The 22,180-nt window shown below is 73.4% G+C and carries 25 protein-coding genes; 11 read left to right on the top strand and 14 right to left on the bottom strand.

Features of this window, described 5'->3' with window-relative positions:
- Positions 1-12 precede the first annotated feature (12 nt).
- Positions 13-471 (bottom strand): hypothetical protein, encoded by a 459-nt coding sequence (locus EV562_RS01595; protein ID WP_133884799.1) that lies wholly within the window; start codon positions 469-471, stop codon positions 13-15.
- 287 nt (positions 472-758) lie between these two features.
- On the opposite strand from EV562_RS01595, the gene EV562_RS01590 reads away from it, so the two are divergent.
- A complete protein-coding gene (locus tag EV562_RS01590; protein WP_133884798.1) occupies positions 759-1,061 on the top strand; it encodes a hypothetical protein in 303 nt (100 codons plus the stop codon).
- A 162-nt stretch (positions 1,062-1,223) separates the two neighbouring features.
- Here EV562_RS01590 and EV562_RS01585 read toward each other — a convergent pair whose 3' ends face one another.
- The 5 genes from EV562_RS01585 to EV562_RS01565 form a co-directional block, all read right to left on the bottom strand.
- Positions 1,224-2,087 (bottom strand): DMT family transporter, encoded by an 864-nt coding sequence (locus EV562_RS01585; RefSeq protein ID WP_133884797.1) that lies wholly within the window; start codon positions 2,085-2,087, stop codon positions 1,224-1,226.
- Between the two features lie 69 nt (positions 2,088-2,156).
- Positions 2,157-2,990, bottom strand: a complete 834-nt coding sequence (locus EV562_RS01580) for a hypothetical protein (RefSeq protein ID WP_133884796.1) — start codon at positions 2,988-2,990, stop codon at positions 2,157-2,159.
- Between the two features lie 154 nt (positions 2,991-3,144).
- A complete protein-coding gene (locus EV562_RS01575; RefSeq protein ID WP_133884795.1) occupies positions 3,145-3,483 on the bottom strand; it encodes a hypothetical protein in 339 nt (112 codons plus the stop codon).
- A 91-nt stretch (positions 3,484-3,574) separates the two neighbouring features.
- Positions 3,575-4,525 (bottom strand): hypothetical protein, encoded by a 951-nt coding sequence (locus EV562_RS01570; protein ID WP_133884794.1) that lies wholly within the window; start codon positions 4,523-4,525, stop codon positions 3,575-3,577.
- A gap of 93 nt (positions 4,526-4,618) precedes the next feature.
- Positions 4,619-5,224, bottom strand: coding sequence for a DUF488 domain-containing protein (locus tag EV562_RS01565; RefSeq protein ID WP_243859943.1), 606 nt, complete (start codon positions 5,222-5,224; stop codon positions 4,619-4,621).
- A gap of 176 nt (positions 5,225-5,400) precedes the next feature.
- Between EV562_RS01565 and EV562_RS01560 the strand changes: the two genes are divergently transcribed.
- Positions 5,401-6,564 (top strand): GDSL-type esterase/lipase family protein, encoded by a 1,164-nt coding sequence (locus tag EV562_RS01560; protein ID WP_133884793.1) that lies wholly within the window; start codon positions 5,401-5,403, stop codon positions 6,562-6,564.
- 255 nt (positions 6,565-6,819) lie between these two features.
- Here EV562_RS01560 and EV562_RS01555 read toward each other — a convergent pair whose 3' ends face one another.
- Positions 6,820-7,941, bottom strand: coding sequence for a peptidoglycan bridge formation glycyltransferase FemA/FemB family protein (locus EV562_RS01555; protein WP_133884792.1), 1,122 nt, complete (start codon positions 7,939-7,941; stop codon positions 6,820-6,822).
- 254 nt (positions 7,942-8,195) lie between these two features.
- Here EV562_RS01555 and EV562_RS01550 point away from each other — a divergent pair, with 254 nt between their 5' ends.
- On the top strand, positions 8,196-9,350 hold the full coding sequence (locus EV562_RS01550) for a Ku protein (protein WP_133884791.1): 1,155 nt from the start codon (positions 8,196-8,198) through the stop codon (positions 9,348-9,350).
- A gap of 14 nt (positions 9,351-9,364) precedes the next feature.
- Here the strand turns inward: EV562_RS01550 and EV562_RS01545 are convergent, their stop codons facing one another.
- The 3 genes from EV562_RS01545 to EV562_RS01535 form a co-directional block, all read right to left on the bottom strand.
- Positions 9,365-10,210, bottom strand: coding sequence for an RNA polymerase sigma factor SigF (locus tag EV562_RS01545; protein WP_133884790.1), 846 nt, complete (start codon positions 10,208-10,210; stop codon positions 9,365-9,367).
- 128 nt (positions 10,211-10,338) lie between these two features.
- Positions 10,339-11,268 carry an anti-sigma factor RsbA family regulatory protein gene (locus tag EV562_RS01540; RefSeq protein WP_133884789.1) on the bottom strand — a complete coding sequence of 310 codons (930 nt, stop codon included), beginning with the start codon at positions 11,266-11,268 and terminating at the stop codon, positions 10,339-10,341.
- Entirely contained in the window at positions 11,265-11,618 is a 354-nt protein-coding gene (locus EV562_RS01535; RefSeq protein ID WP_133884788.1) for an STAS domain-containing protein, read from the bottom strand. The genes EV562_RS01540 and EV562_RS01535 overlap by 4 nt, the downstream gene beginning before the upstream one ends.
- A gap of 174 nt (positions 11,619-11,792) precedes the next feature.
- Here EV562_RS01535 and EV562_RS01530 point away from each other — a divergent pair, with 174 nt between their 5' ends.
- Positions 11,793-12,149, top strand: a complete 357-nt coding sequence (locus EV562_RS01530; protein ID WP_003978264.1) for a PRC-barrel domain-containing protein — start codon at positions 11,793-11,795, stop codon at positions 12,147-12,149.
- Positions 12,150-12,238: 89 nt separating this feature from the next.
- Here EV562_RS01530 and EV562_RS01525 read toward each other — a convergent pair whose 3' ends face one another.
- Together EV562_RS01525 and EV562_RS01520 are read right to left on the bottom strand one after the other, a co-directional pair.
- On the bottom strand, positions 12,239-12,802 hold the full coding sequence (locus EV562_RS01525) for a DNA starvation/stationary phase protection protein (protein ID WP_133884787.1): 564 nt from the start codon (positions 12,800-12,802) through the stop codon (positions 12,239-12,241).
- A gap of 94 nt (positions 12,803-12,896) precedes the next feature.
- Positions 12,897-13,502 (bottom strand): flavodoxin family protein, encoded by a 606-nt coding sequence (locus EV562_RS01520; protein ID WP_133884786.1) that lies wholly within the window; start codon positions 13,500-13,502, stop codon positions 12,897-12,899.
- Positions 13,503-13,815: 313 nt separating this feature from the next.
- Here EV562_RS01520 and EV562_RS01515 point away from each other — a divergent pair, with 313 nt between their 5' ends.
- Positions 13,816-14,538 carry an FAD binding domain-containing protein gene (locus EV562_RS01515; RefSeq protein ID WP_133884785.1) on the top strand — a complete coding sequence of 241 codons (723 nt, stop codon included), beginning with the start codon at positions 13,816-13,818 and terminating at the stop codon, positions 14,536-14,538.
- 30 nt (positions 14,539-14,568) lie between these two features.
- On the opposite strand, the gene EV562_RS01510 is transcribed toward EV562_RS01515, so the two are convergent.
- Together EV562_RS01510 and EV562_RS01505 are read right to left on the bottom strand one after the other, a co-directional pair.
- Positions 14,569-15,408: a lysozyme gene (locus EV562_RS01510; protein ID WP_133884784.1), complete on the bottom strand. Its 840-nt coding sequence runs from the start codon at positions 15,406-15,408 to the stop codon at positions 14,569-14,571.
- 68 nt (positions 15,409-15,476) lie between these two features.
- Positions 15,477-16,337 (bottom strand): PhzF family phenazine biosynthesis isomerase, encoded by an 861-nt coding sequence (locus EV562_RS01505; RefSeq protein ID WP_166661522.1) that lies wholly within the window; start codon positions 16,335-16,337, stop codon positions 15,477-15,479.
- Positions 16,338-16,423: 86 nt separating this feature from the next.
- On the opposite strand from EV562_RS01505, the gene EV562_RS01500 reads away from it, so the two are divergent.
- From EV562_RS01500 to EV562_RS01475, 6 genes are all read left to right on the top strand, one after another.
- Positions 16,424-17,311, top strand: a complete 888-nt coding sequence (locus EV562_RS01500) for a LysR family transcriptional regulator (RefSeq protein WP_133884782.1) — start codon at positions 16,424-16,426, stop codon at positions 17,309-17,311.
- A 297-nt stretch (positions 17,312-17,608) separates the two neighbouring features.
- Positions 17,609-19,336 (top strand): ATP-binding protein, encoded by a 1,728-nt coding sequence (locus EV562_RS01495; protein ID WP_133884781.1) that lies wholly within the window; start codon positions 17,609-17,611, stop codon positions 19,334-19,336.
- Between the two features lie 148 nt (positions 19,337-19,484).
- A complete protein-coding gene (locus tag EV562_RS01490) occupies positions 19,485-19,904 on the top strand; it encodes a roadblock/LC7 domain-containing protein (RefSeq protein WP_166661561.1) in 420 nt (139 codons plus the stop codon).
- Positions 19,901-20,257 (top strand): DUF742 domain-containing protein, encoded by a 357-nt coding sequence (locus EV562_RS01485; protein ID WP_166661521.1) that lies wholly within the window; start codon positions 19,901-19,903, stop codon positions 20,255-20,257. Before EV562_RS01490 ends, EV562_RS01485 begins: the two co-directional genes overlap by 4 nt.
- Positions 20,238-20,921 (top strand): ATP/GTP-binding protein, encoded by a 684-nt coding sequence (locus EV562_RS01480; protein ID WP_243859942.1) that lies wholly within the window; start codon positions 20,238-20,240, stop codon positions 20,919-20,921. Before EV562_RS01485 ends, EV562_RS01480 begins: the two co-directional genes overlap by 20 nt.
- A complete protein-coding gene (locus EV562_RS01475) occupies positions 20,918-22,180 on the top strand; it encodes a cytochrome P450 (protein WP_133884779.1) in 1,263 nt (420 codons plus the stop codon). Before EV562_RS01480 ends, EV562_RS01475 begins: the two co-directional genes overlap by 4 nt.

Here is a 22,180-nt window from a genome sequence, read left to right as displayed (position 1 = left end):
CCGGCCGGCCCGTCAGCCGGGCAGCGGCAGGGTCACCGTGCGGGGAGACCCGTCGGGCCTGCCGTCGGTGTAGGTGAGGGTGATCCGGGTGAAGTGCCGCTCGCCGCCGCCCTCGCCCCCGCCCGTCGGCTGGTCGAGCCGCACGGTCACGGGATACGAGTGGAAGGCACCCGCTGCGCAGTACGGGTCGCAGTCGTTGACGGCGTTCGTGCCCCGGCCCACGGCGGCCTCCAGGTCCCAGCGGTACCAGCGCAGGGAGACCAGGCGGCTGTTCCCGTCACCGCAGGCGAGCACGTACGACTCGGGGCCGATCTGCGGCTGCCCGGAGCAGTCGACCAGCGCCGGATCCTGCATCTGCTGGGTGCGTGCCGCCGGCGGGGCCGACGGAGCGGCCGAGGCCGTGCTCAGGGGTACTGCCAGCGCGGCTGCGGCACAGAGCGTGACCGCTGCCTTCATCGGGTTCCTGCCCATGTCTGCTCCCGGCCGTCTCGGGGTCGCCTGTCTCCGCTTCCCGCATGTCCCGTTCGACGACCGTACGACCGCCTCGGTGAACGCACCACTCGTACGGAGCAGCGACCGGCGTCCCGGGGGGCGCCGGCCCGGGCCTCCGCGAGGCCGCCCGGTTCGTGCGACAAGCCGCCGATTGCATCCCCCGTGTGGTCCTCGGGACGGTCCGCAACCGCCGTCGTCGCCGCGGTGTCTCATGCCGTCGAGAACGGCGACCCAGCCGGGCGAACCCACCAGTGGAGGACCGCGGTATGCACCCGACGACTGCTCCGACCGCCGCCCCGACGCGCTCACGCGCCTGCGACACCGGGGGTGACTTCCTGCTCCAGCCACCCGACCCCGCCCAGCGCGTTCCCCACCCCGCCGAGCGCGTCCCCTGCCGCGTCGACCCCGTCGACCTGCGCCGACTCGACCTGCTGGCCCTGCTCACCGCGGCCGGTATCGCACCCTCCGCCGGGGACCGCGCCGCCATCGCGCAGCTCAGCGTGCTTCCCGGCAGTGTGCACACCGCGCTGCACCGGTGGCTGGAGCAGGCGTACGGGTTCTGCCGCTGAGGGCGGGAAGCCGACGCGGCGAGAAGCGGACGGGACCGGAGGCCGACGCGGTCGGAAGCCGGGATCGCGCACCGGCGGGCACGTCACGCGGTGCGCGCCGCCGCGTGTGGTGTCCGCCGGCCCGGCTCCGCGCGCACGGGGGTGCCGGCCTCCGCCAAAGGCTCACTGCGCGGTGCGCAGATCCACACCCCGCCGGGCCAGGTGGAGGACGCCGACGACGATCAGTGCCACCCCGAGCAGTTGCGGCACCACCCACCAGTGGCCGCGCACGTCCTCCCGGTACAGGACCACGCCGAGCAGCAGACTCACCGTCGCGTCGCCGAGGGTGAGGGCCGGCTGGGAGGCGACGAGCGGCCCGCCCTGCATGGCGTGCTCCAGCAGGAGTACGGCGCACACCCCGGCCAGGGCGAAGCCGTAGGTCTGCCAGGCGGTGAAGAAGCCCACCACGCCGTCGGCGTCCAGGACCCGCATGGAGTCCTTCATCAGAGCCGCCGTCAGCGCGTAGCACACCGCCGTGGCCGCGCCCAGGCAACCGGCGCGGGCCTTGCCGACCGGCCTCCTCAGGCCCGCCGCCGCCAGCAGCGCGGCGGCCCCGGCGCAGGCCGCCAGCGCCGGCACCCAGCGGTCCAGGGGCACGTCGGCCTCTCCGCCGTCCGGAGCGGCCGAGGCCAGCGCGACACCGAGCCCCACGACGACCCCGCCCACGGCGAGCCACATGGCCTCCGGCAACCGGGTCCCGGTGAGCAGCGAGGCGAGCAGCAGGGCCAGCGGAAGCTCCAGCACGAACAGCGGCTGTACGAGTGACAGCGGCCCGGTCGCCAACGCCACCGCCTGCCCCACGCCCGCTACCACGACGGCCAGCATGCCCCCGAGCCACACCGGCCGCCGCAACAGGTCGAGGACGAGCCCGGGGCGGAACCCCTGGGACTGCGGCACGCTCAGCGCGGCGCGTCGCTGGAGCACGGTGGCCAGCGCGTTGCTGAACGCCGCGAGGAGTGCGAAGAGCACCGGCAGGACGAAACCCATCCACCGATACTCACCCCGTTCTCCGCCCGCCGCGCGGCACGACGGTACCGGGGTCGGTCCGGTGGCCGCTCAGCTGCCGCTCTGCGCGGAGCCCTCGGTCGCCGCGTCCTGCTTCGGCGCGGATGCGGCGGCGTCGGTGGCGGTGTAGTAGACCGAGGTGCCCTGCTTGCTGCGCTGCGCCTGGTTCTTGGCGACGAGCCCCTCGAGCGTGGTGCGCACGACCGTGTTCTTGACGGTGCGTCCGGAGTGGGCCTGGCCCAGGGCGGTGGCGACCTCGGCGGCGGAGCGCGGTTCCCGCTGCCCGGCGAGGTGCTCGCGCACCAGCTCCACCAGCGTGGGCCGGGCGGCCTCCCGCGCCGGCGCCTTCTTCGCCGCCGACTTCGCGGCGGGCTCGGCGCTCGACCTGCCGGTCTTCCTGCCGGCCGCCTCGGCGGTCTTCTTCGCGGGTGCCTCGGTGGACGCCTCGACGGTCGTCCCGGCGGTCGCGCCGGCGGCGGTCGACTTGGTGGCCTTCTTCGCCGCCGGCTTCGAGGCCCGCTTGGCACCCGGCTTCGCCGCGGCACCACGCTTGGGCGCGGAACCGGCCTTCTTGCTCCGCGTCCGGCTGCCCGCGCCCGGTTTCGTGGCGGCACCGCCGCGCGGCGCCGGCACGGTGGCCGCCTCGGTCTCCGGTGCGGTCTCCGACGCGGGCGCGGGGCGGGGCGGCGAGGTGATGCCGAGTGCCTGCTGCATGTTCACCAGCAGGGCGTGGTCGTGCTGCAGCGCGGCCAGTTGCTGCTGGAGAGCCGTGATCTCCGTGCTGACACGTTCCTGCTCCTTGACGTTGCGCTCCAGGTCGTCGGTCACCCGGACGCTGTACTGCGACGCCAGTTCCGTGGCGGACTGCATCGTGCTCTCGGACATGGTGTGGACTCTCCTTGGTTCGCGGCCGTGAAGGCTGGCGTACAACCCTGGTTGTCGGCCTGTTCGCTGCCGAGTCGGTATACCACGTATGGCCGTCCGCGTGGTATGTGCCACCGCAACCTCGTGCGTGTGTTCGGACCATGGAGAGTGTCGGTCAGCTGCCCTCGGGCACCTCCGTGATCCTCCCCTTCTCGTCGACGGTGTGTGTCTGCCAGTAGGTGTCCCACTTGTCGCCGACGTGCTCCGGGACCTTCCCCTCCGGGTAGCGGGTGTAACCCTCGGGCGGTTCCTCGCCGTTGGGCGCACAGGCCGAGCCGGTGCCACCGACGGACAGGACCGGGTACTCGCCGCCGCCGCAGACGGCCTCCTCCATGGAGCAGCCGGTCAGGACGGCCGCCGCGGCGACGCAGGCCAGGACGAGACCGCGGACGGACCGCGTGGCGGCAACGGCTCGGGTGGCCGACGGCCGGTGAACTCGAAGAGTGGTGCGCACGGTTGACTCCCTGGGGGTGACTGGTGCGGCAAGCGTCCCCCGGCGGGGGGAAGCGCCTCATGAGTACGGGTACTCAATCGGACGAGCCGTATTACCTGCCCCGGCCGGCCAGCCGCTCCACCCGGCGGGCACTCGCCCGCGCCTCCCGCTCGGCCTCGGCCACCGCGTGCGCGGCCGCACGGTCCCGCTCCTCGGCCTCCCGCCGGTCCCCTTCGGCCCGGCCGAGTTCCTCCCGCGCCGCGCGCAGCCGCTCCTCGGCGGCGGCCACCGACTCCCGGAGGCGGGCCAGTTCGACGTCGGCCCCGCGCAGTGACTCCTCCGCGTCCGCCTGCTCCGCGCGTGCGTCCCGCAGGTGACGCCCGGCATCCGCGGCCTCCCGTTCGGCCCGCGCGAGTTCCTCCCGCCGCTTGCGGCGCCGCTCGGCCAGTTCGTCCTTCGCACGGGTGCCGGACGCGGCGCGGTGGGGCGCCGGGCGGGATGCCGGTTCGCGTTCCGTCCGGGCCGGTGCCGGGGCGGCGTCCGAGGGAAAGACCGACGGCGGGGTGAGGGACACCTCGAGACGCCCCCCGGCCCATTGTCCGGCCGCGTCCGGGTCGGCGAGGACCGCGCGCAGGGTGGACTCGACCTCCCGCTGCGCCGCCTGGGAGAGGCGGTGCCCGGCCTCGTCGGCGAGCTGTGCGGCCTGTGCGGAGAGGGCGGTGACGACACGTCGGCGCTGTGCCGACAGTTCCCTGAGCCCGGCGGCGTCCAGGCTGCGGTGCGCTTCGCGCAGTGCCTGCCCCAGTTCCAGGAAACGCCGGGTCTCCTCCGGCCGGGCGCGGGTCAGCAGGTTCGCCGCCCAGGCGGCGAGGGTGGGCCGGCGGGCGGCGTGGATGCGGCGGGCGTCCTCCTTGCGCCCGTCCGTCCTCGCGGCCGCGGCGCTTTCCTCACGGCGGGAGACGAAGGCCGGCGGCGGCGTGGCGTAGAGCTCGTCCAGGACCTGCTCGACCGCCTCCGCGTCGTGGCCGCCCGTCTCGCCGGGCCGCCCTCCCTTGCGCCGCATGACCCTCCGTCTCCGCGTCCGTGTCCGTTTCCGGGGCGCCCTTTCCGTCCCGGCCGTGACCGCTACGACCGCCTCGCGACCGCCCTGTGACCGCTACGACCGCCTCGATCCCGGTGCGGACGACTTCGCCGCCGCCTCCTCGTCGTCGTACACGAGCAGGCCGTCCGTCCGCAGGCGGGCGCCCGGAGTGGGGGAGTGGGCCGTCAGCCGGCCGTCGTGCATCAGGTGGTCCGCGGGGGTGCCGCGGGCGAGCACGGCGAAGTCGGCGACGAGGCGCCGGTGGCACCGCCACCACACGGCCTCGCCGCACATGACCGCGGTGCGCTCTTGTGCCGTCCGCGCCAGCAGTTCGTCCATGGCGGCGACGAACTCCGGCGACCGGGTGTGTCCGGCGTACGCCCGGAAGGAGGCGTTGTGCCAGACGACGTCGGGGGAGTCGGGCGCCGGCTTGCGGAAACCGCCCAGACGCCGCTCCCACCGGTAGGCGAGCCCCTCCTGGGGCATCCACCGGGCCAGCCGCTCCCGCAGCAGATCGGGGTCGCGGCGGCTGCCGGGGGCGGTCCTGATGTCCACCACGGAGGTGACACCGGCTCCGTGCAGCAGCTCGGCCAGTTCCGCGCGTCCCGCGGTGCCGTGCCCGAACGTGACCAGGTGAGGTGGCGACATGTCGCTGCCGATCCCCTCGCTGCCTGCGCTCATGCCTCCTGTCTACGGTCACTCCGGCCGGGCCGCGACCGGGACCGGGCCTGCGAAAGGCGGGAGGGGGCGGAGGGGATGTTATGGCGATAAGCAATTTGCCTAATCGCATTAGGTTGGTGCACTATCGGTGAAGGAAGAAGAAGTGAACGGCGGGACGCACCACTCCGGAGGGCGACATGCACACCACGGACGGCTGGATCAGCACGCCCCTCACCAGGGACCTGCTCCGGGGCGCCCTCGACCTGGAGCGCACCGAGCGCGGCCTGCTGCCCCACCGGCTGCCCGCCCGGGCCCGGGCGCAGAACACCGACGGCCAGCTCGCCATGGCCGAGTCGCAGCCCTCGGGCGTGCGCCTGGCCCTGCGCACCCGCGCCACCGCCCTCGAACTGGACACGCTGCCCACCAAGCGCGTCTACGTCGGCGCCCCGCCACGCCCGGACGCCGTCTACGAGCTGCTCGTCGACGGCCGCCCCGCGGGCCGGGCCAGTGTCGCGGGCGGCAACACCCTGACCATCGACATGGCCGCCGGCACGGCGGACGTCCAGCCCGGTCCGCCCGGCACCCTGCGCTTCGCGGACCTGCCCGAGGGCGACAAGAACATCGAGATCTGGCTGCCGCACAACGAGACCACCGAACTGGTCGCGCTGCGCACCAACGCCCCCGTCGAGCCCGCGCCCGACCCCGGGCGCAGGGTCTGGCTGCACCACGGCAGCTCCATCAGCCACGGCTCCGACGCCGCCGGCCCCACCAGCACCTGGCCGGCCCTCGCCGCCCGTCTCGGCGGCGTGGAACTGGTCAACCTGGGCCTGGGCGGCGCCGCCCTGCTCGACCCGTTCACCGCCCGGGCGATGCGCGACACCCCCGCGGACCTGATCAGCATCAAGATCGGCATCAACGTGGTCAACGCCGACGTCATGCGGCTGCGCGCCTTCGGTCCCGCGGTGCACGGCTTCCTCGACACCGTCCGCGAAGGCCACCCCACCGCTCCGCTGCTGGTGGTGTCACCGCTCCTGTGCCCCGTGCACGAGGACACCCCGGGCCCCCTCGCCCCCGACTTCTCCGGGGACCGGCTGCGGTTCGTCGCCATGGGCGACCCGGCGGAGCGCGCGAGCGGGAAGCTGACCCTGAACGTCATCCGGGAGGAGCTGTCCCGGATCGTGGCGCAGCGGGCCGCCGAGGACGAGCACCTGTACTACCTCGACGGGCGCGAACTGTACGGCGAGGCCGACGAGGCGGAGCTGCCGCTGCCGGACAACGTCCACCCGGACGCCGCCACCCACCGCCTCATCGGCGAACGTTTCGCCAAGCTGGCCTTCGCGGACGGCGGCGCCTTCGGCTGAAGCCTCGCGGCGCCTTGCGCCGAACAGTGGGCGAGGGCCGGCGCGCGCACGTCGTCGTCGGGCAGGTGACCACTGCCGAGCACCAGGAGGCCGTCGTGCTCGGCACGCCGGGGGGAGCGGCGCACCGGACAGGCGTGCACCACATCCAAGGTCATCCCGTGAGCGACCAGCCGGTCACCGAAGCGGCCTGCCCGCCGCCGCCGTGGTTCTCACCACCAGCAGGCGCGCCATCCCCACCCCCTCGCGGCGCGCTCCTCAGCGGCGCGCCATGTACAGGGCCACAGCCTTGTGCAGCACCCGGTTCAGCGGATACTCCCACTCGCCCAGGTACTCGACGGCCTGCCCGCCCGCGCCCACCTTGAACCGGAGCAGTCCCAGCAGGTGGTTGTCCTCGTCCAGGGTGTCGGTGATGCCGCGGAAGTCGTAGACGGCGGCGCCGCGTTCATGGGCGTCGCACATCATCCGCCACTGGAGGGCGTTGTTGGGCTGCACCTCGCGCCGACGGCTGGTGGAGGCGCCGTACGAGTACCAGACGTGTTCGCCGACCGTCAGCATCGTGGCGGCGGCGAGCACCTCCCCGTCGTGATGGGCGAGGTACAGGCGCATACGGTCCGGGTCCTCGGCCGTCAACGCCTGCCACATGCGCTGGAAGTAGCCGGGGGGACGCGGCACGAACCGGTCCCGCCGCGCGGTCTCGACGTACAGCTCGTAGAACGTGGGCAGGTCCTCCTGGTCGCCGCGGACCACCTTGACGCCGGCCTTCTCGGCCTTCTTGACGTTCCGCCGCCACTGCTGGTTGAAGCCGCCCTGCAGTTGCTCCAGCGACCGGCCCGCGAGCGGTACCTGGCACACGTAACGCGGCTGGCCCGCGGCGAAGCCGTCCTCGCCTCCCGTCCCGGTGCGGCGCCAGCCCATCCGGTGCAGCCGCTCGGCGATGTCGTCGGCCCCGGGCTCGCGCACCGTGGCCTCCACGTCGCCCAGCCGCCGTGCCCCCGGGTCGGCGATCGCCGCCTTGACCGCGTCGGCACTCCAGCGCCGCGCCACCACCGGAGGCCCCATCCGGACCGTGAAGGCGCCGAGGCCCCTGAGATACGTCGTCAGCGGCTCCAGCCACCGCTCCAGGCCCTCCGCCGACCAGTCGATGACCGGGCCCTCGGGCAGATAGGCCAGGTACCGCTTCGTCCTCGGCAGCGGCCGCAACAGCACCAGCCCGGCCCCCGCCAGCTTCCCGCCCTGGTCGAACCAGCCCAGGCTCTCCGCCCGCCAGTCCGGCTTCACATCACCCCAGGAGGGGACCTGCAGGTGGCTCACGGAAGGCCGGGCCGTGACGAAGCGCAGATGCTCCTCGCGGGTGATCGGCTCCAGGCGAAAGCTCATGGCGCGTCCCTCTGTTCGACTCGGTCCCGGCCCGGCCTCCCTGCTGACGGGGAGGACGGCACGAGGCGCGGGCGCGATCGCCGTCCCGCACCTCACAGGGAACAACGGCCGCGGCCGTTCCGCGCGCTGTCGCCCCGCCGCCCACCCGTGTGCACCGTCCGGCGCGCGGTGCCGCGTGCCGGGTGGCAGCGTGGCATGGCCCGGCGGTGCGGACGGGACCGGGCGGACGCGGCGCACACAGGGAGCGGACGGGCATGGCACGGGCGATCTGGACGGGCGTGATCACCTTCGGGCTGGTCTCGGTGCCCGTCGCACTGTTCACGGCGACCGAGGAGCACACGGTCCGCTTCCACCAGTTGCAGCGCGGCACCTCGGACCGCATCCGCAACCGGCGGGTCAACGAGCGCACCGGCAAGGAGGTCGGTCCCGACGACATCGTCAAGGGCTACGAGGCGAGCGAGGGCGAGTACGTCGTCGTGGAACCCGAGGAACTCGACGAGATCGCACCGGGACGCTCCCGCACCCTGGAGATCACCGACTTCGTGGACCTGGACCGGATCGACCCGGTCTACTTCGGCCGCACCTACTACCTCGCCCCGCGCGGCAAGGAGTACCTCAAGGTCTACGAACTGCTGCGCACCGCCCTTGCCGAGACGGGCAAGGCAGGGGTCGCCACCTTCGTCATGCGCAACCGGCAGTACCTGACCGCGCTGCGCGGCGAGGACAGGGTCCTGCTGCTCCAGACCCTGCACTGGGCCGACGAGGTGCGCGACCCCGTCGAGGAGCTGCCGGAACTGCCGTCGGACCGGGTGGGCCGCGGCAAGGAACTGGACATGGCGCTGCGTCTCGTCGACGCCCTCAGCGGCGACTGGGAGCCCGACCGCTATCACGACACGTACCAGGAGAAGGTCCGCGAACTGGTCCGGGCCAAGGCCGAGGGCCAGGAGGTCGCCGTCGCCGAGGAGGCCCCCAGGGCCACCGACGTCGTCGACCTGATGGAGGTCCTGCGCGGCAGCCTGGAACAGGCACAGAGCACCGGGGGCAAGCGGACGCCGAACAAGGCGGAGAAGGCGGAGAAGGCGGGGAAGGCGGAGAAGGCGGGCAAGGACGCGAAGGCGGAGAAGGCAGGCAAGACCGAGAAGTCGGGCAGGCCCCGCGGCCGCGCCGGCGAACGGGCGGCGTCCAGGACCGGGGAAACGGGCGCCGGGCGGTCTCCCGCGGCGCGGAAGAAGGCCACCGCCTCCCGCCGCACGTCGTCCGGCCACGGCGAGCTGCGGGAGCTGAGCAGGGCCGAGCTCTACCGGCTGGCCACCGAACGGGACATCGCAGGCCGGTCGAAGATGAGCCGGCGGCAACTCGTCGACGCACTCGAAAGCGGCGGCCGCCCGAAGAGGACGACCGCCGCCTGAGCCGTACCGCGCTCTCAGCTCGTGCTGAGCATGCCTTCCCGCAGGCGGGTGAGCAGCCGCGAGATCAGGCGGGAGACGTGCATCTGGGAGACGCCGAGGCGCTCGCCGATGTCCTTCTGGGTGAGTTCTTCGACGAACCGCCAGTGGATGATCTGCCGGTCGCGCTCGTCCAGCTCCGCGATCATCGGGGCCAGGGCGTGGAAGTCGTCCACCAGGGCCAGCGCGGCGTCCTCGGTGCCGATGAAGTCGGCGAGGGCCGACTCGCCGTCCTCGCTGCCGTTGATGGCCGCGTCCAGGGAGGCGGAGTTGTAGCCGTTGGCCGCCAGCCGGGCCTCGACCACCTCGTCCTCCGGCAGGCTCATCAGCTCGGACAGCTCGCGGGTGGTGGGGGTGCGGCCCAGGCGGGTGCGCAGCTCCTCGGTGGCCCGGGCCAGCTGGACGCGGGCCTCCTGCAGACGGCGGGGCACGTGCACCGCCCAGGAGGTGTCCCGGAAGAACCGCTTGATCTCGCCGACGATGTAGGGCACCGCGAAGGAGGTGAACTCGACCTCGCGGGTCAGCTCGAACCGGTCGATGGCCTTGATCAGACCGATCATGCCGACCTGGACGATGTCCTCCATCTCCTCCGGGCCCCGGCTGCGGAACCGGCCGGCCGCGAAGCGGACCAGGGACATGTTCATCTCGATCAGCGTGTTGCGCGCGTACTGGTACTCGGGCGTGCCCTCCTCCAGCACCGTCAGCTGCCCGAAGAACAGCTTCGACAACTCCCGCGCGTCCTTGGGCGCCACCTTGGACGGATCCGAGATCTCCGGCATGGCCGTAGTGGCGTGCTCAGTGGCCCGTGCGGTCGTCGTCGTCATGATGTGCCCTCCCAATAGATCGGTCGTCGTTGTCACCTTGTCGGCCGACGCCCGGTCGCCTACCCCGACTCAGGCCGTACACACGTCCCCACATGCCGAAAATTTTTGGCGAGATCCCGGGGCGGCCCTCAGACGCCCAGGTAGAAGCGGATCGTGGTGCCCGCGTTACTCGTGTGCATCCGCACCAGGTCGGCGACGTGGTGCACGAGCAGCAGCCCGCGCCCTCCGATCTGCCCCCGCTCCGGCGGCCTGCGGCCTGCGAGGGGATCCGTCAGCCGCCCCGCGTCGCGGACCTCGCACACCACCTGCCCCGCCTCGGTCCACACCGCCAGTGTCCCGTCGCCGCCGCCGTGGACGACGCTGTTGGTGGTCAGCTCCGCCACCGCCAGCTCGAGGTCCTGCAGCCGCTGACCGGCCAGCCCGAACGAGGCGGCCCGGGCGACCGCGAAGTGCCGCACATCGGGCAGCTCCGCGGCCGCGAAGCCGAGGACGTCGGTGTCGGGCGCGCCCGTGAGCGGCTCGTTGTAGCGGGCGACGACCGCATTCCAGTCGTACGCCTCGCTGACCCGCTCACGCCCCTGGGCGATCACCGTCGGGTGGGTGACCAAAGCGTCGGCCAGGACCTCCGCGGACAGCGCCGTCTCGTCGTAGGGGCACAGGATCGTCACGGCACGGTCCGCGAAGGCCGCGTTGATCAACGCCTCGTGCTGGGCGCACGCCGGGTACTCCGCGGTGCTGCGCCCGGCCCAGACCGGCTCGCCGATGATCCGCACCCGTCCCCGCGGGTGCGGGTCGGCGAACGCCCTCAGCACACCCGGGATGATCCGCCCCGGATTGCGCCCGGCCTCGGTCATGTCCAGGAAGGTGACGTCCCGCGCGTCCGCGCCCAGCTCGGCCCGGACCAGGTCCAGGTTGGGGCCGGGCACGGCCACCGCCACGGGTTCGCCCGCGGCCAGTCCCTCCCGGACGAAGGCCGCCGTCCGGTCGGCGTACTCGGCCCCCGAGCGGTAGAACAGCGCCGGATGGGTGAAGACCCCGTCGGTGGTCGCCGTGCTCATCGTGGCTCCACCTCGATCCGTTGCAGGGACGGCCAGAAAAGATTCAGGACCCGCGGCAGTTGCGGGGGCGGCCGCTCCACCACGAACCGGCCGGCGGGCAGGTTCATGGCGGTGACCGCCAGGGCGGTCACCCCGGCCACGTCGACGAACCGTACGCCGGACAGCTCCACGTACGAGACGTCCGTGTGCCGCCGGGACAGTTCGGTCAGGGCGTTCTCCCAGGACCGCCGGGTGCTCACGCCGATCTCACCGCTGGCCCGGATGCCGGGCCGGCCGGGCAACGGACCCACGTCCAGTACGGCACCGCTCCCCACGGAGGCCGTGCCCCCCGTGGCACCTGTGCGATCCACACTCGATCCCCTTCGGCGCTCCACCGGCACCCGTCCGCCGTCCGGGCACCTCTTCCGGCCAGGCAGCTTATCCCGACCCGGGGCGCGGTACGCCGGTGAGGGGACAAGGAGGCGACAGCGGGGCGAAGCGGGGAACACGACAGTGAGCGCGTCCTCGGAAAGGGATGACTGATCATGTTCGAAGCCGAGAACATTCGTGACTGGCGCGGCCTCGACGTCGTGGACTACGACGGCCGCAAGATCGGGACTCTGGAGTCCATCTACTTCGACACCCTCACCGACCGGCCGGCGTTCGCCACGGTCACGATCGGCCTGCCGACGCGTCGGCGGCTGGTCTTCGTCCCCGTGGACAAGGCCACTGTGGGACCGTCGTACCTGAAGGTGACCTACGACAAGTCGCTGGTCAAGGACGCGCCCGGAATCGATCCGGACGGTGAGCTGGCCGCCGAGGACGAGGGCGCGGTCTTCGCCCACTACCACCTGCCCCACGAGCCGGGCAGTCGCGGCGAGCGCCGTCTCGGCCGCCGCTGAAGCCCCGCGGGGCCGTGCCCGGTCGCGAGCCCGGCGGGGTCGTGCCCGGGTCGCGGGACCGGGCACGGCCCCGCGGCCCGGGCGCGCGGCTACGAGACGTCCGCGCCGCGTGCCGCCGCCTCCGACTCGGACGTCGCGCTGCCCGTCGCCAGGGTGCCGCCGGAACTCTCCAGGTGTGCCCGGACGAACCACTGGAACTGCTCCAGGTCCCTGAGCTGGCCGATCAGGAGGTCCTCGGTGGCCGGATCGATCTTGCCGGCCTCCTCCACCGCCGCGCGCATGTCCTCGATCACGCCCGTGTACACCACGTCCAGCGCGCCGAGGTGGGCGATGGCGTCCGCCCGTCCGATGGAGTAGTCGTCCCACTTGCGCTCGGCCACCAGCGACCCGGGCGTGCCCTGGGCCACCCCGCCGAGCGCGGCGATGCGCTCCGCGACGTCGTCGGCCATCTCGCGCACCTGGTCGACCTGGGGGTCGATCATCTCGTGCACGGCGATGAAGTGCGGACCCACCACGTTCCAGTGCACGTGCTTGAGGGTCAGGTGCAGGTCGTTGAGGGCGTGCAGGCGCAACCGCAGCACACCGATCAGCCGTCCGGCGGCCTCGCGCTCGATGCCGGGGACCGTGTACTTCGGGGTCAGGTCGTGCGTCATGGCGGACCTCAGCTCCTCATGCGTTTCGTACGTCGTTGCTCGTGGACGAATGCCCCGAATCGGCTGCGGCAGACATGCCCGGGCGGTGCCGGGATCAGGACGGCGGGGCGGGCAGCGGCATCGCGCCGAGCGCGCGCGCCGCGTGCACCAGGTTGGACGCCATGGCCCGGCCGGTGGACACCGACCAGTCGTGTCCCCGCTGGTCGTCCAGGAAGTCGGGGCCGGGCCCCGGGCCGAGGTGCCAGTAGGTCCAGGCCTGGCCCGGAATGGTGTAGCCGATGTCCGCGAGACCGCCGCTGATCTCGCTGATGACGTGGTGGGCGCCGTCCTCGTTGCCGGTCACGAGCACACCGGCGACGCGGTTGTAGGCGATCGGCCGCCCCTCGTCGTCGGTCTCGCCGAGCATGGCGTCCATGCGTTCCAGGACCCGCTGGGCGACGGAGGAGGGGCGGCCGAGCCAGGTCGGCGAGGCGAGCACCAGGATCTGCGAGGCCAGCACCTTCTCGTGCACGGCCGGCCAGTCGTCCCCTTCGCCCATGTCGGTCTCGACGCCCGGTTTGAGGTCGAGGTCGACGGCCCGTACGACGTCCACCTCCACCCCGTGCCCCTTGAGCGCCGCGATGACGGTGGCCGCGAGGGCCTCGGTGTTCGACGGCTGGGGTGACGGCTTGAGAGTGCAGTTGATGACGAGTGCGCGCATGCCTACCCCTGTTCCCCGGCAGACCTGCCGCTATCGCGGCCGTACGGCTGACGACTGCCCGGGAGGAGCGACCCGCGGCCACCCGTACCACCGGGCGGACGCCGGCCCGCCCGCGCGGCGGGAGCCCGCCGCCGGAGACCGCGCCCGAGGCGTCACCCGCGACGACGGACGGGCGCGTGGAGAGCGCATACGGGAAACGAGTGAGCCCTGTACGCGCCCCCTTCGCGGTACGGACAATCCCCTTGACCGTGATCGCCCGGCGGGAGACGCGGTGCCGTCCGACCGCCGACTCCCGGGAAGCAGGTCGATCGCCATGCTGTTGCGTCAGCCCACGTCCGTGTCCGAAGCGCAGGAGTGTCTGGCGCAGGGGGCGGTGCCCATCGGCGGGGCCACTCTGGTGTGGGCCACCTGGCAGCGCGACGGCTTCCCGGACCTGGCCATGTCGCTGCGCGGGCTGCCGGAGGCGACCGCCGTCGAACCCGGGTCGCTGGGTGCCGCCGTGGTGCTGCACCGGATAGACGGCCGGGTGCCGGAGGTGCTGCGCCGCGCGGCCGGCTCCGTGGGCACCGGAGCCGTACGGCGGACGGCCACCGTCGGCGGCAACCTCGTCGGCAGCAGCCTGCGCTGCCTGCTGCCCGCGGCCCTCGTGCTGGACGCCCGCGCCACGGTGCTGGGCCCCGACCGCCCCTACGAGACCGACCTGGCCGAGGTGACGGCGAAGCGTCACCTGCTGCTCTCCCTGCGCTGGCGCACCCCCCTGGTCAGCGGCTACCGCAAGCAGCCCGCCGAAGCCGGCGGGCCGCCGCCCCTGGTGGTCGCCACCGCCGTGCACGCCGACCGCGAGGGACGCCACCGGCTGCGCGTCGCCGTCCGGTACGGCTACGACGTGGTCAGCGAGAGCACCGGATGCGACGCGGGTACCGAGGACGCGCTCGGAGCCCTGGAGCGGACGGACGTCGGCGCGCTGCCGGCCGGGGCCCGGGACGTGGTGCGCGAGCAGGTCGCCGACGTCCTGGACACCCTCGCCGGCCGCTGAGGGGCGGCCGGCGCCCCGCCGGTCCGCGCGTCAGCCGTTGGCCAGGGCCTTGACGCGGTCCAGTGTTCCGTTGAACTTGTCGTGGTCCCCGACGGTCGGCCCGGAGGAGGTGTACTGCCACATGGTGTGGAAGTCCCAGCCCGCAGGGAGCGTCCCCGCGGTCGAGGCGTACCGGGCGATCCACAGCGGGTTGTTCGCGCCGAAACCGCTGTAGTTGCCGGTGCACTGCGTCCACCAGTTGGTGGAGGTGTAGACCACGGCGTGACGGCCGGTGCGCTGCTTGTACCGGTCCAGGAAGGACCGGATCCAGCTCACCATCTGACTGTGCGTCCGCCCGTAGCAGGTGGCGCCGTACGGGTTGTACTCGATGTCGAGGACGCCCGGCAGCGTCTTGCCGTCCTTGGACCAGGCGCCGCCGTGGTCGACGAAGTAGTCGGCCTGGGCGGCGCCGCCCGCGGTGTCGGGGGTGGCGAAGTGGTACGCGCCGCGGAGCATGCCGACGTCGTACGAACCGCCGTACTGCTGGGGGAAGTTCGGGTTCCGGTAGGAGGTCCCCTCGGTGGCCTTCACATAGGCCCACTTCACGCCGCTCTTCCAGAGGGTCGACCAGGCGACGTTGCCCTGGTGACTGGAGACGTCCACCCCCTCGGTCTGGGCGACGCGGGTGCCGACGGGCCGGCCCCGGACACCTTCGTGGGCGAGGACGCCGGTGCCCATGTGGGCGGTACCGCGAGCGGGCGTCCGGGTGTCGTCGGCGGAGGCCGTGGCCGGTACGGCGGCCACGGTCAGGAGGAGTGACTGGGCGGCGAGGACGACGCCTGAGGTGAGCAGGCGTGAGTGGCGTTTCGCCACGGTTATGGGTCTGCGCATGGCACCCATCCGAACCGCAGTCGGGCCGTACCGCATCCCACAGTCGCCCAGACGGTGTTGAGGTGGTCTCAGACCGCCGCCCCGGAGACGGGCACGGCCTGTCCCGTGACCCGGGTGCGCGGATCGCCCGGACTCACCTCGATCAGCAGCTCGCTGGTCCGGCCCATGTCCTCACCCTGGCGGATCGCGATCGTGCCCGGCCGGGTGACCAGCCCCAGCTCGCGGAGGTAACCGCCGAACGCCGCGGCCGCCGCCCCCGTCGCCGGGTCCTCCACGACGCCGCCGACCGGGAACGGGTTGCGGGCGTGGAAGCGCTCGGCCGACTCGCGCCACACCAGGTCCACCGTCGTCCAGCCGTACCGCCGCATGATCTCGGCGAGCGCGTCGAAGTCGTAGTCGAGGTCGGCCAGCCGGGCCCGGGAGGCGGCCGCGAGGACGAGGTGGTCGTTGCCCCCGAAGGCCACATGGGCGGGCAGGGCGGGGTCCAGGTCGGCGGAGGTCCAGCCGAGCGCCCGCAGCGTGCCGTCGAGTTCGGCGGGCAGGGCCGGGCGCGACCGGGTGGGGACGCTGGTGAGGGTGGCCCGCACGGCTCCGCTCGCGTCGGACGCGGTGGACACCGGGATCTCACCGGCGGGCGTGTCGAGGACGATCTCGCCGGGACCCAGTCGCTCGGCCAGGGCGACGGCCAGCGCGACCGTCGCGTGCCCGCAGAACGCCACCTCGGCCAGCGGACTGAAGTAACGGACCTCGAAACGCCGTCGCTCCACGTCGCGGGCGGTGACGAACGCGGTCTCCGAGTAGCCCACCTCGGCGGCGGTCTTCAGCATCGCCGCCTCGTCCAATGCGGAGGCGTCGAGGACGACTCCGGCCCGGTTGCCGCCGTCGGGGTGGTGGGTGAAGGCCGAGTAGCGAAGGATCTCTGTCGTCATGACGGACACGCTGCCAGCCCGGCACCGATCGCGTCCAACGATCGTTCGTGATCCCCTCCATCGGGAAACCGCATACCCTGGCCGCCGTGGACACCCGACTGCTGACGACCTTCACCGTGCTCGCCCGCACCGGTGGCTTCACCGCCGCCGCGGCCGAACTGCACCTTGCCCAGTCCACGGTCACCGTGCACATCCGCACCCTCGAACGGGACCTCGGCGTACGGCTCTTCGACCGGCTGCCGGCCGGCGCACTGCTCACCGACGCGGGCCGCCGGCTCCTGGAGCGGGCCGAGGAGGTGCTGGACGCGGTGGCGCGGCTGCGGGCCGGGAGCGAGGCGGCCGGTGCCGTATCCGGGCGGGTCGTGATCGGCAGTCCGGAGTCCCTGTGCGCGAGCCGGCTGCCCGGCCTGGTCGCCGCCCTGCGCGCGAGCCACCCGGAGGTGGACGTCCACCTGTACGCCGCCGGAACCCCGGAGAGCGTGGCGGGCCTGCGCTCCGGACGCCTGGATCTCGCCCTGCTGCTGGAGGAGGAGGCCGAGTTCCCCGACGTGACGTCCGAACCGGTGGGTCGCGAGCCGATGGCCCTCGTGGCCGCTCCCGGACATCCGCTGGCCGGCCGGTCGCGGCCGGCCAGCTGGCCGGAACTGGCGGGGGAGAGCTTCTTCCTGCTGGAAGAGGGCTGCTCCTACAGCGACGCGCTGGCCCGCCGGCTGCTCGAAGTGCCGGACGGCAGTCCGCGGCTGACCAGGTTCGGCAGCGTCGACGCGGCCCGCAACTGCGTCGCGGCCGGGCTGGGACTGGCCCTGCTGCCCCTGACCACGGTGGCGGAGGAGCTGCGGCGGGGACGCCTGGTACGGGTCCACGGCCCCGACTTCCCCGACACACCGGTACGGCTCGCCCGGCACCGCAGGCGGTGGACGGCGCCGGCCGCGCGGGAGGTCGCGCGGGCACTGGCACGGCACCTGGGCGACTGAGCGGCCGTCGCGTCCGGCGGCTGTCCGCCCCACGACGTCCGGATCCCCCTCCCGGAACATCCGGCCCAGGCAGAACGCGTGTACCACAGTGACGCGTTCGATCGGCAAGATGTCGGGAAAGTTCGCTCCTCGGTGGGGTCTGCGGCCGGTCCGGCCTGCGCGGTCGACGCGGTGACTAGCATGAGCCGCAAGCCCGCCGGAGTGATCACCACGCACCCGGTGGCTCGGCTTCGGCCCGCGGCCGACGCACGTCGACCGGCCCTTTTCCCCGCTCTCAAGGACCCGAGGGACCGCGGAATGTCAGTGTCTGCACCCCCCACCCCGCCCCGGACGCAGAAACCCCGCCGCTCCACCCCAGCCGTCCCCCTGCTCGTGCTGCCGGCCGCCGCCGCGGCCGCGGGTGCCGCCTGGGCGGCCGCTCCCGAGGCAGCCCGGAGCTGGACCGCGACCCTCGCCGTCACGTCCTGGCTGTGCGTCGCCGTGTCCGTCTGCCTCGCCTCCCACCTGGTCGGACGGGCCCGCCGCACGGCGGCGGCCCGCCGCACGGAGATCGGCGCCCTCAGGGCCCAGCTGGCCCAGGAGAACGCCGCACTCGTGCATCTGGTCAACGTCGCGTTGCCGGGCGTCGCGCAACAGGTGCGCGACGGCACCGGTGCGGACGAGGCGGTCGCCCGCACCGCCCCGGCGTCGGGTCCGCACCTGCGTCAGGTCGTCCAGAGCTTCGCCACCCTGGTGGAGGACGCCGTACGGCAGGCCGCGGACGCCGAGTCGCGGCGGCAGCGGGCGGAGCGGGAGGAACGCCGGGGCACCGCCGAGCTGGAGCACCTGACGAACAGCACCCTGCCCGCCGCCGTGGAGAAGCTGCGGGACGGCACCTCGGCGGAGATCGTCCTCGCCGAGCTGGAGTGGCCGCGGGGAGCGCAGGCGCGTGCCTGTGCCGAGCTGTTCGTCCGGGAACTGGCCCGCAGCGAACGGCGCACCCACGCCGCGCAGGCCGCCTCCGCCAAGTCGCTCAGCCGTGTCCAGGCCAAGGCCGTCAGCATGCTCGCCGACCTGAGGGACATGCAGGATCGTCACGGCGAGGAGGTCCTCGGCGACCTCCTGCGCCTGGACCACAGCACCTCGCAGCTCGGTCTCATCACCGACCGGCTGGCCCTCCTCATGGGCGGGCGCTCCAGCCGCGCCTGGAACAGGCCCATCGTGATGGAGAGCATCCTGCGCGGCGCCGTCGGCCGGATCGCCGCCTACCAGCGGGTCCGGATGCACTGCTCGACCGACGCGGCGATCTCCGGCTACGCCGCCGAGGGCGTCATGCACCTGCTGGCCGAACTCATGGACAACGCCGCCAACTTCTCGCCGCCCATCGACGAGGTCCACGTCTACGTGGAGGAACGTACCGCCGGAATCGTCGTCACCATCGAGGACAGCGGACTGAAGATGGCCGACGCGGCCATGCGCCACGCCGAGCAGGCGGTGTCGGGGCGGACGAACGACCTGGCCTCGCTGCAGGGCACGCGTCTCGGCCTCGCCGTGGTGGGACGGCTGGCCGCCAAGTACGGCGTCTGCGTGAGCTACCGGCCCTCGTCGCGCGGCGGCACGGGCGTCGTCGTCCTGGTGCCGCCCCAGCTGCTCGCCCAGCAGCGGGACCCGGCGCCCGCCCTGACCGGCCGTACCCTCGGTGGCCGCGGCGCCGCCACCGTCCCCGGGCCCGCCCCCGCCGCGGAAGCCCCGCCGCGCACGCGTCGCGTGCCGGACGTCCGGCCGGCGGAGCGGACCGGCCCGCCCCAACAGGCGGTGCGGCCCGGCCCCGCAGCCGCCACGCCGGGCGGCCTGCCCATGCGCTCCCCGGGCCGCACGATGGCCGAGGCGGAGGCCGAGCGGGAACACCGCGCCCACCACCGGCCGCCCGCCGACCCCCCGGCGTCGGCCCCCCGCGACGCCGGGGCCAGCTTCGGCGCCTTCCACCGCGGGCGCCGGTCCGGGGCGACCGGGGCGCCGGAGACCGAACGGCCCGCCCCGGGGTGAGCGGCCGGACCGCGCCGCCCGCACCGCACCGGCGCCGCTTCGCACGACGCGCACCGGTGCCCACCCGCCCCACAGCTCGTGTCGCACGTGAGATTGGAGGACCGGGCCGGTGACCGCAGCACCGTCGACCACCGCTCCCGCACCCATCATGCAGACCACCGACAACAGCCTCACCTGGCTCCTGCAGAACCTCCTGGACCGCACCCCCGGTACCCGCCACGCCCTCGTCCTCTCCCGGGACGGTCTCAAGCTCTGCTGGACCGAGCACCTCATGCTCGACCGGGCCGACCAGCTCGCCGCGATCTGCTCCGGCATCCAGGCACTCGCCCAGGGCGCCTCCGTCGAGTTCGGCAACGGCACCGGCGGCGTACGGCACTCCATGACCGAGTTCCACGGCGGGCTGCTGTTCATCGTGGAGGCGGGGGAGGGCGCCCACCTGGCCGTCGTCGCGGTGGAGGACGCCGACCCCGGCGTCGTCGGCCACCAGATGACCGAGATGGTGGAGCAGATCGGTGAGCACCTCAGGGCCGAGCCGCGCCACGCCGTCCCCGGGAGCGGCGCGTCGTGAGCCGCAGGCCCGTGGACACCGGCCCGCCGGACCGGCTCTACACGGTCACGGGCGGGCGCAGCCGCGCCGACGACTCGTTCGACCTCGTCACCCTGGTCGTCGCCGAGTGCGGGCCGTCGGCCGGCATGCAGTCGGAACACGTCCGCATCCTCGACCTGTGCCGGCACCCCACGGCCGTGGTCGAGATCGCCGCCGAGCTGGCCCTGCCGATCACGGTGGTCCGCATCCTGCTCGGCGACCTGCTCACCACCGGCACCATCACCGCTCGCCATCCGCGCCTGGGGCGGACCCCCGCGTCCCGGCCCGACACCGCCCTGCTCCAGGAGGTGCTCCATGGACTCCGCAACCTCTGACGCCTCCGGCCCGCCCGGCACCCGCGGTCCGACGGCCTTCGGGCCCACCACTGTCCCGGGGCCCACCGCGTCCCTCGGCCGCAAGCCCCTGACCGACGCAGCGGAGACCGGGCTGAAGATCGTCGTCGTGGGCGGCTTCGGAGTCGGCAAGACCACCCTCGTCCGCTCCGTGAGCGAGATCCGGCCGCTGAACACCGAAGAGGTGATGACCCAGGCCGGTCTCGGCGTCGACGACACCGGCTCGGTCACCGCGAAGACGACCACGACCGTGGCCTTCGACTTCGGCCGGATCAGCCTCAACGACCGGGTGGTGCTCTACCTGTTCGGCGCCCCGGGGCAGGAGCGCTTCTGGTTCCTGTGGGACCGGCTGTTCGCCGGCACCCTGGGCGCGGTCGTGCTCGTCGACACCCGCCGGATGGACGACTCCTGGTACGCGATAGACCGGCTGGAGCACCACCGCACCCCGTTCGTGGTGGCCGTGAACCGCTTCGACGGCGACGCCGCCCGGCACTCCCTGGACGAGATCCGGCTGGCCCTCGCACTGCCCGACCGCGTGCCCCTGATCGACTGCGACGCGCGGGTGCGGACGTCGGGCAAGAACGTGCTGGTCACCCTCGTGGACCACCTCTACCAACTGGCCCTGGCCCAGGAGAGCGCATCGTGACCGACCTCGACCCCTCACCCCGCCCCGTCGCCGCACCGGGCTGCCCCGCGCACCCGGACGCCGTACCGCTGGCCGGGCTGGAGTACCAGCAGACGCCTTCGGAGCTGTACCGCGGACTGCGCGGCGAACACGGCGCCGTCGCGCCCGTGCTGCTGGACGGCGGCATCCCCGCCTGGCTGGTCCTCGGCTACCCCGAGGTCAGCTATGTGACCAGCCACGACGAGTTGTTCGCACGGGACTCGCGGCGCTGGAACCAGTGGGGCGGCATTCCGCCCGACTGGCCCCTGCTGCCCTACGTCGGCCACCAGCCGTCCGTCCTGTTCACCGAGGGCGAGGAACACCGGCGGCGGGCCGGCGTCATCAGCCAGGCATTGTCCGGCATCGACCAGTTCGAGCTGGCCCGGGACTGCGGGCAGCTCGCCGACCGGTTGATCGCCGCCTTCGCCGGCAGCGGCCGGGCCGAGCTGATGAGCGCGTACGCGCACCCGCTGCCGATGATCGCCGCCGTGCGCATGTGCGGGATGCCGCACCACGGCCCCGAGACCCGGGAACTCGTCGAGGACCTGCGCATCTCCCTGGACGCGGCCGAGGGCGACGACCCCGTCGCCGCGTACACGCGGGTGGGCGAGCGCATCCACCGACTGGTCCGCCACAAGCGCGAGAGCCCCGGCCCCGACGTCACCTCCCGCATGCTGACCCACCCGGCGGGACTGACCGACGAGGAGATCGTCCAGGACCTGATCTCCGTCATCGCCGCCGCCCAGCAGCCCACCGCCAACTGGATCGGCAACACGCTGCGCCTGCTGCTCACGGACGAACGCTTCGCGCTCAACGTCTCCGGCGGCCGCCTCAGCGTGGGGGAGGCCCTCAACGAGGTGCTGTGGCTGGACACCCCCACGCAGAACTTCATCGGCCGCTGGGCCGTCAACGACACCCAGCTGGGCGGCCGGCACATCCGGGCCGGCGACTGCCTGGTCCTCGGCCTCGCCGCGGCCAACACCGATCCGCAGCTCTGGCCCGAGGCACACGTCGGCGCCGAGAACTCCGCGCACCTGTCCTTCAGCAACGGCGAGCACCGGTGCCCCTACCCGGCGCCGCTGCTCGCCGACGTCGTCGCCCGCACCGCGGTCGAGACCCTGCTGGAGCGCCTGCCCGACCTCGTACTCGCCGTCGAACCGGGGGAGTTGACCTGGCGGCCGTCCATCTGGATGCGCGGTCTGACGACCCTGCCCGCGCTCTTCACGCCCGTGGTGGCCTGA

The organism is Streptomyces sp. BK208 (assembly GCF_004364245.1).
Lineage (GTDB): Bacteria > Actinomycetota > Actinomycetes > Streptomycetales > Streptomycetaceae > Streptomyces.
This window is presented reverse-complemented; position numbering and strand designations above follow the sequence as displayed.